Consider the following 13,328-nt stretch of genomic DNA (forward strand, 5'->3'; position numbering starts at 1 on the left):
GCCCGGGTGCTGACGTCGGCTAAGCCATTGTCGCTGGGCCTGATCGGCCATTTGCGGGTGTCGGCTGCCAGCGCCCTGGTGTGCCAGGGGCAAAGTCTCTGGCTGGTGGCAGATGATGCGTTGAGTTTGCAGCGCTACAGCCTGGATGGCGTCTGGCAGGCCGAGCTCGCACTGCTGTCTGGCGAGTTGCCGGCCGACCCGGTTGCTCGCAAGCGCCTCAAGGCAGATTTCGAAGCCTTGCTCACGTTGCCCGACGGCGCCCTGTTGGCGCTCGGCTCGGGCTCCACATCGCAACGATGCCGCGGCGGCCTGGTGCAGGCCGGGCAGGTTCGGGTGATCGACCTGAGCCCGTTGTATCGACGGCTCGCCGGACACTTTCAGGAACTCAACCTCGAGGGCGCCGTGGTAGTAGGCGCGCAGCTGCTGCTGGCGCAACGCGGCAATGGCGCTGGCGGCGAAAACGCACTGGTGTTCCTCAACCTGCCGCAGGTCCTGCTCGATCTTGAACGCGGCCAGTTGAGCGCTGCCGCGTTGCTGCGCATTCTGCCGGTGCAACTGCCTGCGCTGGATGGAATGCCGCTGGGGCTTACTGACTTGTGCCTGGACCCAAGCGGGCAGCTGTACTTCAGCGCTGCGGCGGAGGCCGGTGGCTCCAGTTACCTGGACGGCGCGTGCGCGGGCAGCGTGCTCGGGCGTTTCGAGGAGAATTTCGGGGTTGCGCGGCTGGCGAGCCTGGCGCCGCTGGTAAAAATCGAAGGCCTGGCGTTCCAGGCCGATGGTCGCCTGCTGCTGGTCGCCGATGCCGATGACCCGTTGCTTGCGTCCCCGCTGTTTGCTGTGGCCGCGCAGGACCTGGCGGCGTGCTGGGAGTAGCCCGGCGCAACAACCCGGAGCCGCTCGCGCTCAGCTGACCATCAACACTCCACGCACTCCTCGCCCAGCACCACACCATCCGGCCCATAGCTGCGCTCGGTCAACTGGCGCCGCCCGTCGCTATGGCTGATCAAGACGCTGCTGGCACGGGTGCCATAGCTGCGGGTGGCGATAAATATGCTGGACAGCAGACGCTCGGTGTTCAAGCCAACGCCGGTGTCGGGCAACGCTGCATCCTTGGCCTGCTGACCGTCGTGCAGCAGGTCCAGCAGCGCGGAGGTGTTCGGGCTGATCAGGCATTCGTGCAGCATGGCCTTGGCCTTCTCCACCTTCGGCCAGGGTGTATCGAGTTCGGCGTTCGACAGGCCGTACACCCCTTCCTGCAGTTGCAGGGGCACACGTGCATCGGAATTGAGAAACCACAGCTGATGGTGGTCGCCGATCAGCAGGTTGAATTCCGAGTAGTCTCCGGCGCGCTTAGCGGCGTCCTGCAGGAAGGCCTGCGGACCCAGCGGACCGCGCAAGAACTGCAGTGGCAACTCGCCGCGCGAGCGACCTCGCGGTGGCTGGCGCGGGTTGCGGATATTGGTGAGGGCGGCAAAACGGCCGTCGGGGCCGATGCCCAGCCAGGTGCCGCCGGCTTCCAGATCACGTCCGGCATAAACCCCAGGCGCCTCTGGCCACTCGGCCAGCGGCAGGCTGGGGCGCGCATAGAACTCATCACGGTTGGCAGCCAGCACCAGCGGCAGTGAATGGCTGGGGCGCCAGGCGAAAACGATCAGGCACATGGTGTTCCCTCGCGGGCATCAGAGCGTGAAAGTAACAGCTTGACGGGCGGCAGTCTCGTTGCGCAACTGCCAGTTACCGCTTCACGCTTCCCGCGTGCGCTTACGGCGATTACCATTGCGCTTTGTTTTCGGGGGTGTCGATGGAACTGCTGCTGTATTTAGCGCTGGGCGCCGCGGCGGGAGTACTGGCGGGGCTGTTCGGCGTGGGCGGCGGCATCATCATCGTGCCGGTGCTGGTCTTCAGTTTCGCCGCCCAGGGCTTCGATGCCGCGGTGCTGACCCACCTCGCCGTCGGCACCTCGCTGGCGACCATCATTTTCACCTCGATCAATTCGGTACTCGAACATCACCGCAAAGGCGCGGTGCGCTGGCCGATCTTCGTCTGGATGACCCTCGGCATCCTGCTCGGCGCGGCGCTGGGCGCGGCGACGGCGGCCTCGATCCAAGGGCCGATGCTGCAAAAGATCATCGGCATATTCGCCATCGTCATCGCCCTGCAGATGGCCCTGGACTTCAAGCCCAAAGCCAATGCCCAGGTGCCCGGCAAACTGGGCCTGACCGCCGCCGGTGGCGTGGTGGGGTGGGCTTCGGCGATTTTCGGGATCGGTGGCGGCTCGCTCAACGTGCCCTTCCTGACGTGGCGCAGCGTGCCCATGCAGCAGGCCGTGGCGACCTCTGCCGCCTGCGGCTTGCCGATAGCCCTGGCCGGTGCGCTGACGTTCATGTGGCTGGGTTGGCATGACCCGCTGCTGCCGGAGTGGAGTCTGGGCTTCGTTTACCTGCCAGCCATGGCCGGCATCGCCGTCACCAGTATGGTTTTCGCCCGTTTTGGCGCACGCCTGGCGCACCGGTTGTCGCCACGCCTTCTCAAGCGCCTGTTCGCCCTGCTGCTGTTCGCCGTGGGCCTGAGTTTTCTGATGTGAGGAATTGAAATGCTGCCTTATCCGCAGATAGACCCGGTGGCACTTGCTCTCGGGCCGCTGAAAATCCACTGGTACGGGCTGATGTACCTGATCGGCATCGGTGGCGCCTGGTGGCTGGCCTCGCGCCGGGTGCATCGGTTCGAGCCGAGCTGGAACAAGGAAAAGCTCTCCGACCTGGTGTTCTGGGTGGCGATGGGGGTGATTCTCGGCGGACGCCTGGGCTACGTGCTGTTTTATGACCTGTCTTCCTACCTCAACGACCCGAGTCTGGTGCTGCAGATCTGGAAAGGCGGCATGTCGTTCCACGGCGGACTGATCGGCGTGATGCTGGCAACCTGGTGGTTCGGCCAGCGCAACGGCAAGAGCTTCTTCGAGCTGATGGACTTTATCGCCCCGCTGGTGCCCATCGGCCTCGGCGCCGGGCGCATCGGTAATTTCATCAATGCCGAACTCTGGGGCAAGGCCACCGACGTACCCTGGGCAATGGTATTTCCCACCGATCCCGAGCAACTGGCGCGGCATCCCTCGCAGCTGTATCAGTTCGCCCTCGAAGGCGTGGCGCTGTTCGCCATCCTCTGGTTCTACTCGCGCAAACCGCGGCCCACCATGGCGGTCTCGGGGATGTTCGCCCTCTGCTACGGCATCTTCCGCTTTATTGTCGAATTCGTCCGTGTACCGGACGCCCAGCTCGGCTACCTGGCCGGCGGTTGGCTGACCATGGGGCAGATTCTGTGTCTGCCAATGATCTTCGGCGGGCTCGGCCTGATCGCTTACGCCTATCGCCGCCAGGCCGCCGAAGGAGCCGTACGATGAAACAGTACCTCGACCTGATGCGCCTGGTTCGTGAAACCGGCACCTTCAAGAGCGACCGCACCGGCACAGGCACCTACAGCCTGTTTGCCCATCAGATGCGCTTCGATCTGGCCGACGGTTTTCCGTTGGTAACCACCAAGAAATGCCACCTGAAATCCATCATCCACGAGCTGCTGTGGTTCCTACAGGGCGACACCAACATCAAGTACCTGAAGGACAACGGCGTCCGCATCTGGGACGAGTGGGCCGACGAAAACGGCGACCTGGGGCCGGTGTACGGTTACCAGTGGCGCAGCTGGCCGGCGCCGAATGGTGAGTCGATCGACCAGATCAGCAAGCTGATCGAGATGATCAAAAAGAACCCGGATTCGCGTCGGCTGATCGTCTCCGCCTGGAACCCGGCGCTGGTAGAGCAGATGGCCTTGCCGCCGTGCCACGCGCTGTTCCAGTTCTACGTCGCCGACGGCAAGCTGAGCTGCCAGCTGTACCAGCGTTCGGCCGACATCTTCCTCGGCGTGCCCTTCAATATCGCCAGCTATGCGCTGCTGACGTTGATGGTCGCGCAGGTCTGCGGCCTGCAGCCGGGGGAGTTCATCTGGACCGGAGGCGATTGCCACCTGTATGCCAACCACCTGGAACAGGCCGACCTGCAACTCAGCCGCGAACCGCTGCCGTTGCCGACCATGAAGCTCAACCCCGCGGTGAAGGATCTCTTCGCCTTCAGGTTCGAGGACTTCGAGCTGGTCGGCTATCAGGCCCACCCGCACATCCCGGCGCCCGTGGCGGTCTGAGGTATCGCCAGCTCCTGGGTATCGCTGCGCTCAACCCAGGCTACGGATGCGCCTCGTAGCCTGGGTTAGCTGACGGCGTAACCCAGGGCAATAGCTTGGAGGTAACGGACGCCTCGGATATCGCGGCGCTGAATCACGCCGCTCGCTACCCGTACCTCGCATACCACAGCACTTGTGCCGGTATAGCAACTGCGCTATTCCGCCGGGCCGAGGTAGCGTTCCAGCACATCGTTCCAGTCGTCGCCGCCGGTGACCTTGAGAATTGCCTGGCTGAGCGGTTCGCGGTACGGGCTGCCGCTGGCCACGGCGAATGCGTATGACTGGTTTTCGAAGGTGCCCGGAAGAATGCGCAGGCCGCCACGGTCCAGTTCGGCGTTGCGGTATTGCAGAATCGGCAAGTCATAGACCACGGCGTCCGTCTCGCCCTGTTGTACAGCACGCATGGCGTCGGTCAGGTTGGAGAAGCTGCTGATGCGAATGCGCTCGCTATCCAGGTAGCGTGCGCTGACGGTACCGTCAATGGTCGACACATGTGCACGCCTGAGGTCTTCCGGACCCTGAACATCGCTCTGGAGGGTATTCAAGGTCAGGGTGGTGGTCACTGCCGCGGTAAAGGTCGACACCATGACCAAGGCGCTGAACATCCAGACCACCGCGACGATTCGGCCGGCCAGGGTTACCGGCGCTTCATCGCCGTAGCCGACCGTGGTCATGGTCACGGCGGCCCACCAGAATCCGTTGCCCACGCCCTCTGCAGCGGACGTGCCGAACTGCTCATGGTTGTGCCGCCGCTCGAACAGCCAGAGCACGCCGCCGACCAGTAGCAGCAGTGCCGCAAGGCCCAATATCAGGCTGATGAACTGCCAGGAAAACAGCGCACGTATGGCGCCCCAGCTGTGCCTGTCGCTATCGCGTGGTACGCCAATGGCGAGCCCGGTGCGGTAGAACGGGTGAGTAAAATCGAAGGCTTCCTCGCGCTCGGCTGTCATCGTCAAGGCGCCGACCACGACGTCCAGTTCGCCGCGCTCAAGGGCGGGCAGCAGGCGCTCGAACGGCATCACCTCGAACTGAAATTGGTAGCCGACCTGCGCGGCAATCTTGTCCCACAGGTCGATGCTGATTCCCCGCCACTTGTCGCCGTCGCCGATGACGAAGGGCGGCACTTCGCTGATGCCTACACGCAGAGGGGTTCGAGGCGCTTCGTCGGCACTAGCGGAAACCCCAGAAGGCTCAGTAACAGAACAACCAAAAACCTCGACACAGATGCTCCTCCTTATTGTTGATCTTTCAGGGTAGCAAACCACGTACGCCGTTCAGGACGCAGACGCGAGTGCTTCCTAGGGGGCGGTCAGGGTAGCGCCGAGCGCTTCGAGTTGCTGCTGGCGTTCCGCCTGCTCCAGGCGGGCGCCTGGATTGAGCGACGACCATTCGGGATGGGCACGGGCCCTGTGCAACGGCGCCGGCAACTTGCCTTCGCGCCAGGTGGTGTCCTGGGGTGCCGCGAGCCTGATGGTCTCCACGGCCGCATGGCCGCGGACGTCCAGTGCTTGCAACAGCAACTGCTGACGTAACGCCAGCAGGCGCAGCACGGCGTCGTCCACGGTCAGTTCACGCTGGCCCTTCAGCTTGTCTTTCAGGCGCGAGCCGTAGCTGCGCAGCGTTTGCGCGCCGCCGCCGAGCAAGGCACCCAGCGCCGCTGCGGCGCCAAGGGTAATGCCGCCCACCAGCAGATCGACGCCAAGCCCCGTGGCGGCGCCCGCCGCCATGCCACCGCCGATATTGACGCCGAGTTGCTTGAGGGTTTCCGGGTTGAACAGGTCGTCGCCCCATCGGCCGTCGAGCAAGGGCAGGTCTTCAGTCTTGGCGTCGTCCTGGCGGAACGCATACAGGCGCAACAGGGCTTCGACGCACCGCTGTTCGCGTTGACGAATCGCCTCGCGCAGCTCGCGGATCGCCCCCTGTTCCAGCAGCGGTTGCGCTGCCACGCTGCGCCGGCAGGCCGCGCAGTCGAGCAGCAGTTCGGCGATCAAGCGTGCGCCGCTTCGGCGGCGAGCGACGCGCTGGGCTTGGTGATCGTCGATCAGCCGCTGCAATTGCGGGCGGGATTTTTCCAGCAGCAGCGCCAGGCTTTCATACAGGCGTTGCTCGCCATCAAGCGGCGGCGCCACGCTGTCGAAGCGCACCAGAGCATGCAGGCCAAGCCGCGCCAGGGCGTCGCGCCAATCGTCCTCGCGGTGGCTGGCGCTGGCGACGAAGTTCAGCACCGGCAGCAGCGGCCGGCCGCACATGCTCAGTACCGCCAGCTCGTCGCGGTACTTGGCCAGCACCGGTTCGCGGGCATCGATGACATACAGGCCGGCATCGGACGCGAGCAACTGACGCAGCACCTTGGCTTCCTGCTCGAACCGCTGACGCGCCTCGCTGCCATCGAGAAAGCGCGCCAGCCGCGCAGGGCCATCCAGACGTTCGCCGGGGCGGTCCAGACGCTCCAGGTAATCGAGCAGGGCGATGGCGTCTTCCAGGCCCGGTGTGTCGTACAGCTCAAGCAGCGCTTGGCCGTCCACCGACAGGCGTGCGCCTTCGACATGGCGAGTGGTGCTGGGACGATGGGACACCTCGCCAAAGCCGACGTCGCGGGTCAGGGTGCGCAGCAACGAGGTCTTGCCGACATTGGTATGGCCGACCACGGCGAGCTTCAGCGGATTGCTCATCCTAGGCTCCGTAGGGTGGATGACGCTTTACCCATCCACCAACAACAATGGTGGATGAAAAAGGCGTCATCCACCCTACCTAGGTCGCATAGCCCGGATTGATCGATGTCAGTCATGGCCATGCTCCAGCCAGCTAAACGGCGCACTGTCGCTATAGCTCAGCTGCAGTTGCTCCAGGGCGCGGTGCCAGTCGCCCAGACGGGCGCCGTCGAGGGCTTCGCCGGGTGGCGGTTGCAGCAGCCAGATGCGCGTAGCGCCGGCGCAACGGGTGAGTTCGCCAAGCAGCGCCAGGCTGCCGCGATCCGGCGAGCGGCGTGGGTCGCAGGCAATCACCAGGCGCGCGGGCGGAAAACGGGTCAATTGGGCGAGCAGGCGCTGGCGTTGTTCGCGGCTGTCGACAATGCCGCCATCGGCGACATCCTTTGGCAACGCGGGCGGCCAAGGACGAAGCGGGTCCAGCTCGATCGCCACCAGCAGCGCGCCCTGGCTGTGGGACGGATGACCTTCGGCTGAAGGCTGGTGCAGCTGGGCGGGCGCGGCGTCGACAATCCCCAGCCGTTCGCTGCTCGGTTGCAGGCGCTCGCGCAGTGCGGCGTACCCCGGCAGGCTGGTATCCAGTTGCAGCGCGGCGCTGCCTTGGCGCCAGCGCCACAAGCACAACAACGCCAGCGCCAGGCGCGGCAGTAGGCCGTAGACCAGCAGCACGCCGGTCAGCCAGCCGGCCCAGCTCAGGCGCGCCGCTTCGCTGGCCAGGGCACTGTCGCCACTGGCGCGTATCAGCGCCGTGTCCGGCAGGCTGAAACCAAGCATGGCGGGCAGTGCACCGAGGGCCTGGGTCAGGCCGATAAAGGTTTCGCCGCCAAGGATGGTGCTTTCCCAGACGAAGCCGTAACGGCGGGTAGTCAGCAGAATCAGCAGGGTGGTCAGCGCCGAGAACAGGGCCAGCGACCAGAGCCCGTTGACCAGCAAGCCCAGGCTCCAGCGACTCAGGCCGTGACGCTGCAACATGCTCAGTAACGCCGGTGCCAGCTGCGCCGCGTGGGCGTCGCGGGCAAGTTTTTCACTCAGCCATAGCCATAACCGGCCGAGGGCACCCGCGCTGTCGCGGCTGACCAGCAGGCTCAGCAGCCAGCCGGCCAGCAGCACAAGGTTGAGCCCGAGGAGGCTGCCCAGAGCCCAGAACACATTCACCGGACGCTGGCCGTCGCCCAGCGCCGCAGCGGCCAGACCGATCCCGCTCAGCAACGCCAGGACCAGCAGCGCCGCTAGCGCCAGCCGCGCGCCTTGCAGCCAATGTTGCAGAGCCAGGCGCTGGCCGTCGCGCTCGGCAAGCAGCAGCGCGCGGGTCTGGATGCGCCTGGCGAAGTCGCCACCGTCCGCGCAGGCACGGCGGTTGGCTTCGCTATCTTCCAGCGGGCCGGCGTGTTCTTCGCGCAGGCGAATCGCTTCGCTCAACCAGAAGTGATGGAGTTTTTTCGCGGCAGGGGAGGCGTCAGTCACGCAGCGTCTCGTTGGTTAGACCAGCAGGGAGCATACCCTTAGACGCGCTGTTGGCAAAAACGCTCATGTCTTGATGCGAGCCGACCGGTATAGAGGGGAGATACCGGTCGGTGATGAGGGTCACGCGGGCAGTGCAGTGCCTGTCCGCGTTGCTGATGGGCTGTCAGTCAGCCTGGCGCACACGTACGGCGATGTCGGGCTGGTCGATAAACAGGCCATCGATGCCGGCATCGAGAAACAGCTGGATTTCCGCTGCGCTGTTGCCGCGTGCTTGCGGGTCGGTGCCGTTGCGCAGGTTGCTTGGCAGAAAGCTGTTCTCGGCGCGGAAGGTGTACGGGTGCACCTTGAGCCCCGCGGCGTGAGCGTCGGCGACGAAGGAGGTGACGTTGGCCGCATCCAGGTTGCCGTTGCCGTCGCGCGGGATGATGTAGCTCTTTTCCGGGCCTACCCCAGCCGCGTAGCGGGAGATGGCCTTGAGGCCCGCCGGGGTGGCCATCTGCGCGTAGGTCAGGCCGCTGCCGAGCAATTGCTGGTCATACGGCTGGCCCGCGCTGAACAGTTGTACCAGGCGGATGGAGGTCAGGCGGCTGAGGGTCTTGAGGTTTTCCACCTCGAACGACTGGATGTACACCGGCGACCGGGCGCTGTGATAGCCGTTGCGCTTGAGCACCTTCACCAGCGGTTTTTCGATGGCCAGGCCGAGTTGCTGGAAGTGGCTGGGGTGCTTGGTTTCCGGGTACAGGCCGATGGTCCGTTGCTGGCTCAACTGCAGGCTTTTCACCAGGTCGATGATTTCCTGCAGGGTGGGCACTTCGAACGCGCCGTCCAGGCGTGCGTTGCCGGGGCGGGTTTGCGGGATGCGCTCGATGGCGCGCAGGGTTTTCAGCTCGGCGAGGGTGAAGTCTTCGCTGAACCAGCCGGTCAGGCTGACGCCGTCGATCATCTGGGTACGCTGGCGATTGGCAAACTCGGGACGTTGGGCGACGTCGGTGGTCAGGCCCAGTTCGTTGTCGTGGCGGGCGACCAGGTGGCCGTCCTTGCTCATCACCAGATCCGGTTCTATGTAATCGGCGCCTTGCAGAATTGCCAGGGCGTACGCCGCCAGGGTGTGCTCGGGCACATAACCGCTGGCACCGCGGTGAGCGATGATCAAGGGCTTGGCTTCGCCCCTGGGCTTGCCATGGCGCGCCTGTGGCTGCTGCTTGGCCCATTGGATGGCGGCTTGCACGTTATCGCTGCCAGGGGGGGCGGCAATGGCGGACAGCGGACACAACAGGCTGGCGCAAAGCAGCCAGATGTTCAGGCGGTGATTCGACATGGCAGCATCTCCGATTGAGGGTGGGAGGCTCTAGCCTGCACTTGCAAAGGTGACGGTTCGACGACAGCCAGGCAAGCCTTCGGCCGAACGGCTGCAGTTTTGTGAGCGTTTTCGCAGCCCGTGGCCGGGCTGCGACAGGCGGGTTGGCTCTGCTATGCTCGCCGCCATGAAAAATTCCCTGCCCCTCTGCCTGATTGCCGCCCTTGCCCAGAACCGCGTGATTGGCCGCGACAACCAATTGCCCTGGCACCTGCCGGCGGACCTCAAACACTTCAAGGCACTGACCCTGGGCAAGCCGATCATCATGGGTCGCAAGACCTGGGATTCGCTTGGTCGTCCGCTGCCGGGCCGTCTCAATCTGGTGGTCAGCCGCCAGCCCGGCTTGCAGCTGGAGGGTGCGGAAGTCTTCGCATCCCTGCAGCAGGCCTTGCTGCGCGCCGATGCATGGGCGCGCGAGCAGGGTGTCGATGAGTTGATGCTGATCGGCGGCGCGCAGTTGTACGAGCAGGGTCTCGAACAGGCCGACCGCCTGTACCTGACCCGCGTCGAGCTGAGCCCTGCGGGCGATGCCTGGTTTCCCGAGGTGAACGAGGCGCAGTGGCAGTTGGTCTCGAGCGCCCAGCAAGCGGCCACCGATAACGCGCCTGCCCATGCCTTCGAGGTATGGCACCGGCGTTGAGGCCTTCGCTAGACGGCAAGCTCGATCAGCTCGGCGCGCACCCCTTTGGCATCGATGTGCAGCCGCCCGACCGTGATCGGCAAGCTGAAGCGCCGCGGCCCGGCACTGCCGGGGTTGATCAGCAGGAGGCCGTCGCGCCGTTCAATGATGGGTTTATGCGAGTGGCCGCAGATCGCCACCTGCACACCGCGCTCTGCCAGGTCCTGGGGTAGATCGGCCCGTTCATGCACGACAAACAGACGCACGCCCTGGCAGTCGAGCTCAAGGCTGTGGGGCAGGTCTGCATACAGCTCGTCGCGGTCGTTGTTACCGCGCACTACATGCAGTGGTGCGAGCTGGCGCAGGCGCTCGAGAAGCCCTGGCTGGCCGATGTCGCCAGCGTGGATCAGCAGGTCGCAGTCCTCCAGCGCGGCCAGCGCAGCGGAACGCAACAGGTTGTGGGTGTCGGCGATCAGACCGATTTTCATGGCAGGCCCTCGGGCTGAGCGTGGCGCTGCCTGAGCGCCTGGGAAACACGGTTGCACACCGGCAATGGCGTACAACCCTCACCACCCTAGCCAACTTCTGGCCCGATGCTCAAGGCGTAGCGGTTGTGTGCCCGGCTCGCGGGTCGCTAGGGCTTCTAGCAAATAACAGCCTGATAATGAAAAAGCCCGGCGCTAGGCCGGGCTTTTGCTTGCAGCATGGGTGGCTTTTTACGGCACCAGTTTTTCTAGCAGCGCCTTGTCGCGCACCGCGCCCTTGTCGGCACTGGTGGCGAGCAGGGCGTAGGCCTTGAGCGCTGTGGTCACTTTACGTGGGCGGCTCTCGACCGGCTTCCAGCCTTTCTTGTCCTGCTCATGGCGGCGGTGAGAGATTTCCTCATCGCTGACCAGCAGGTTGATGGTGCGCTCGTGGATGTTGATCAGGATCTTGTCGCCTTCACGCACCAGGCCGATGGCGCCGCCGGCAGCAGCTTCCGGGGAGGCATGGCCGATGGACAGGCCGCTGGTGCCGCCGGAGAAGCGGCCGTCGGTGAGCAGGGCGCAGGCTTTGCCCAGCCCCTTGGACTTCAGGTACGAGGTCGGGTAGAGCATTTCCTGCATGCCCGGACCGCCTTTGGGGCCTTCGTAGCGGATGATGACGATATCGCCGGCCTGCACTTCGTCATTGAGGATGCCGCGCACGGCGCTGTCCTGGCTTTCGAAGATCTTCGCGCTGCCCTCGAATACATGGATGGATTCATCCACCCCGGCGGTTTTCACCACGCAGCCATCAAGGGCGATATTGCCGTAGAGCACGGCCAGGCCGCCCTCTTTCGAATAAGCATGCTCGACGCTGCGGATGCAGCCGTTTTCGCGGTCGTCATCCACCGTATCCCAGCGGGTGCTCTGGCTGAATGCGGTCTGGGTCGGGATGCCGGCTGGACCGGCGCGGAAGAAGGTGTGTACGGCTTCGTCATCGGTCTGGGTGATATCCCACTTGGTGATCGCATCGCCCATGGTCTTGCTGTGCACAGTCGGCAGATCGGTGTGCAGCAGACCGCCACGTGCTAAGGAGCCGAGGATGCTAATGACGCCGCCAGCGCGGTGGACATCTTCCATATGGTACTTCTGGATATTCGGTGCGACCTTGCACAGCTGCGGCACTACACGCGAAAGGCGGTCGATGTCGCGCAGGTCAAAATCGATTTCGGCTTCCTGGGCGGCGGCCAGCAGATGGAGGATGGTGTTGGTCGAACCGCCCATGGCGATGTCCAGCATCATGGCGTTTTCGAAGGCTTTGAAATTGGCGATATTGCGCGGCAGTACCGACTCGTCGCCTTCGCCGTAATAGCGTTTGCACAGCTCTACGATGGTCCGGCCGGCCTGCAGGAACAGCTGCTCGCGGTCGCTGTGGGTGGCCAGGGTCGAGCCGTTGCCTGGTAGCGAAAGGCCCAGAGCCTCGGTCAGGCAGTTCATCGAGTTGGCGGTGAACATGCCGGAGCACGAACCGCAGGTGGGGCAGGCGCTGCGCTCGTATTCGGCGACTTTTTCATCGCTGGCACTTTCGTCGGCCGCGATGACCATGGCGTCGACCAGGTCCAGGCCGTGGCTGGCCAGCTTGGTCTTGCCGGCTTCCATCGGCCCACCGGAAACGAAGATCACCGGGATGTTCAGGCGCAGGGCGGCCATCAGCATGCCGGGGGTGATCTTGTCGCAGTTGCTGATGCAGACGATGGCGTCGGCGCAGTGGGCGTTGACCATGTATTCGACGGAGTCGGCGATGATCTCGCGGCTCGGCAGCGAATAGAGCATGCCGTCGTGGCCCATGGCGATGCCGTCGTCGACGGCGATGGTGTTGAACTCCTTGGCCACGCCGCCGTGCTTCTCGATCTCGCGGGCGACCAGTTGGCCCATGTCCTTCAGGTGCACGTGACCGGGCACGAACTGGGTGAAGGAGTTGGCAACGGCGATGATCGGCTTCTTGAAGTCCTCGTCCTTCATCCCGGTAGCGCGCCACAGGGCGCGGGCACCGGCCATGTTGCGGCCGTGGGTAGAGGTTTTCGAGCGATAGTCAGGCATGGCGGTTCCTGCGGCTGATCAGGGAGCGAATAGGTCGTATGGTGAGCGGCGGCTGTGCCGGATGCGAACGGCAGATGGCCGTGCGTTCGGGAGAGGGCGGTAGGCGAGACGGGGTCACCGCTCGTTTGGCCCGTGCTCGTGGTCCTGCCAGGGGTGATTGGCTGTGCGCCCGATTCTACGCCCGCGGCCGCCGCCTAGCCAAGGTGCGCGTGATTGGCGGTGACGATCCACCTGCCGGCAACTGCTGCCTGCTAGGTGGTTCGCGAGTGTTGATGCGCGCCGTTTACGTCTGCAAGGTCATTCGTTGGTGTGATGCCGCTCATCCGCTTGCGACGTTTGGCTGACTGCAGACACGAGCACTGGGTCACGTAGGGTAATCGTTGCGGTAT

Annotated in this window: 12 protein-coding genes; 5 read left to right on the forward strand and 7 right to left on the reverse strand. The window is 64.6% G+C overall.

Annotated elements, in window-relative coordinates; all coding sequences use genetic code 11:
- The first annotated feature begins 6 nt into the window (after positions 1-6).
- Positions 7-873: a DUF6929 family protein gene (locus tag ACX0MV_RS01895; RefSeq protein WP_458980800.1), complete on the forward strand. Its 867-nt coding sequence runs from the start codon at positions 7-9 to the stop codon at positions 871-873.
- A gap of 41 nt (positions 874-914) precedes the next feature.
- Here the strand turns inward: ACX0MV_RS01895 and ACX0MV_RS01900 are convergent, their stop codons facing one another.
- Positions 915-1,661 carry an NRDE family protein gene (locus tag ACX0MV_RS01900; RefSeq protein ID WP_458980801.1) on the reverse strand — a complete coding sequence of 249 codons (747 nt, stop codon included), beginning with the start codon at positions 1,659-1,661 and terminating at the stop codon, positions 915-917.
- Positions 1,662-1,801: 140 nt separating this feature from the next.
- Here ACX0MV_RS01900 and ACX0MV_RS01905 point away from each other — a divergent pair, with 140 nt between their 5' ends.
- The 3 genes from ACX0MV_RS01905 to ACX0MV_RS01915 are packed head-to-tail and all read left to right on the forward strand — an operon-like array spanning position 1,802 to position 4,188.
- Positions 1,802-2,584, forward strand: coding sequence for a sulfite exporter TauE/SafE family protein (locus tag ACX0MV_RS01905; RefSeq protein ID WP_458980802.1), 783 nt, complete (start codon positions 1,802-1,804; stop codon positions 2,582-2,584).
- A 9-nt stretch (positions 2,585-2,593) separates the two neighbouring features.
- Positions 2,594-3,397 carry a prolipoprotein diacylglyceryl transferase gene (gene lgt, locus ACX0MV_RS01910; RefSeq protein ID WP_458980803.1) on the forward strand — a complete coding sequence of 268 codons (804 nt, stop codon included), beginning with the start codon at positions 2,594-2,596 and terminating at the stop codon, positions 3,395-3,397.
- Complete coding sequence (locus ACX0MV_RS01915; protein WP_458980804.1) at positions 3,394-4,188, forward strand: thymidylate synthase; 795 nt, start codon at positions 3,394-3,396, stop codon at positions 4,186-4,188. The genes lgt and ACX0MV_RS01915 overlap by 4 nt, the downstream gene beginning before the upstream one ends.
- Before the next feature lie 194 nt (positions 4,189-4,382).
- Here ACX0MV_RS01915 and ACX0MV_RS01920 read toward each other — a convergent pair whose 3' ends face one another.
- The 4 genes from ACX0MV_RS01920 to ACX0MV_RS01935 all read right to left on the reverse strand — a co-directional run bounded on the left by ACX0MV_RS01920 (position 4,383) and on the right by ACX0MV_RS01935 (position 9,717).
- Positions 4,383-5,351: a transporter substrate-binding domain-containing protein gene (locus ACX0MV_RS01920; RefSeq protein WP_458980805.1), complete on the reverse strand. Its 969-nt coding sequence runs from the start codon at positions 5,349-5,351 to the stop codon at positions 4,383-4,385.
- 174 nt (positions 5,352-5,525) lie between these two features.
- Positions 5,526-6,899, reverse strand: coding sequence for a GTPase/DUF3482 domain-containing protein (locus ACX0MV_RS01925; RefSeq protein ID WP_458980806.1), 1,374 nt, complete (start codon positions 6,897-6,899; stop codon positions 5,526-5,528).
- A gap of 108 nt (positions 6,900-7,007) precedes the next feature.
- The gene (locus ACX0MV_RS01930; RefSeq protein ID WP_458980807.1) at positions 7,008-8,399 is read right to left on the reverse strand and encodes a DUF2868 domain-containing protein; all 1,392 of its coding nucleotides are present in this window, start codon (positions 8,397-8,399) and stop codon (positions 7,008-7,010) included.
- A gap of 163 nt (positions 8,400-8,562) precedes the next feature.
- Positions 8,563-9,717 carry a glycerophosphodiester phosphodiesterase gene (locus ACX0MV_RS01935; RefSeq protein WP_458980808.1) on the reverse strand — a complete coding sequence of 385 codons (1,155 nt, stop codon included), beginning with the start codon at positions 9,715-9,717 and terminating at the stop codon, positions 8,563-8,565.
- Positions 9,718-9,871: 154 nt separating this feature from the next.
- Between ACX0MV_RS01935 and ACX0MV_RS01940 the strand changes: the two genes are divergently transcribed.
- On the forward strand, positions 9,872-10,396 hold the full coding sequence (locus ACX0MV_RS01940) for a dihydrofolate reductase (RefSeq protein ID WP_458980809.1): 525 nt from the start codon (positions 9,872-9,874) through the stop codon (positions 10,394-10,396).
- Between the two features lie 8 nt (positions 10,397-10,404).
- On the opposite strand, the gene ACX0MV_RS01945 is transcribed toward ACX0MV_RS01940, so the two are convergent.
- Together ACX0MV_RS01945 and ilvD are read right to left on the reverse strand one after the other, a co-directional pair.
- Positions 10,405-10,863 (reverse strand): metallophosphoesterase family protein, encoded by a 459-nt coding sequence (locus ACX0MV_RS01945; protein WP_458980810.1) that lies wholly within the window; start codon positions 10,861-10,863, stop codon positions 10,405-10,407.
- A gap of 228 nt (positions 10,864-11,091) precedes the next feature.
- Complete coding sequence (ilvD, locus tag ACX0MV_RS01950; RefSeq protein ID WP_458980811.1) at positions 11,092-12,939, reverse strand: dihydroxy-acid dehydratase; 1,848 nt, start codon at positions 12,937-12,939, stop codon at positions 11,092-11,094.
- Positions 12,940-13,328 lie beyond the last annotated feature (389 nt).

The sequence above is a fragment of the Pseudomonas cistanchae genome (genome assembly GCF_054483635.1).

Excerpts from the sequence above, each read along its gene's own strand:
- ACX0MV_RS01900 (WP_458980801.1), bottom strand. The coding sequence starts at position 1,661 with ATGTGCCTGATCGTTTTCGCCTGGCGCCCCAGCCATTCACTGCCGCTG.
- ACX0MV_RS01905 (WP_458980802.1), top strand. The coding sequence starts at position 1,802 with ATGGAACTGCTGCTGTATTTAGCGCTGGGCGCCGCGGCGGGAGTACTG.
- lgt (WP_458980803.1), top strand. The coding sequence starts at position 2,594 with ATGCTGCCTTATCCGCAGATAGACCCGGTGGCACTTGCTCTCGGGCCG.
- ACX0MV_RS01915 (WP_458980804.1), top strand. The coding sequence starts at position 3,394 with ATGAAACAGTACCTCGACCTGATGCGCCTGGTTCGTGAAACCGGCACC.
- ACX0MV_RS01925 (WP_458980806.1), bottom strand. The coding sequence starts at position 6,899 with ATGAGCAATCCGCTGAAGCTCGCCGTGGTCGGCCATACCAATGTCGGC.
- ACX0MV_RS01935 (WP_458980808.1), bottom strand. The coding sequence starts at position 9,717 with ATGTCGAATCACCGCCTGAACATCTGGCTGCTTTGCGCCAGCCTGTTG.
- ACX0MV_RS01940 (WP_458980809.1), top strand. The coding sequence starts at position 9,872 with ATGCTCGCCGCCATGAAAAATTCCCTGCCCCTCTGCCTGATTGCCGCC.
- ACX0MV_RS01945 (WP_458980810.1), bottom strand. The coding sequence starts at position 10,863 with ATGAAAATCGGTCTGATCGCCGACACCCACAACCTGTTGCGTTCCGCT.
- ilvD (WP_458980811.1), bottom strand. The coding sequence starts at position 12,939 with ATGCCTGACTATCGCTCGAAAACCTCTACCCACGGCCGCAACATGGCC.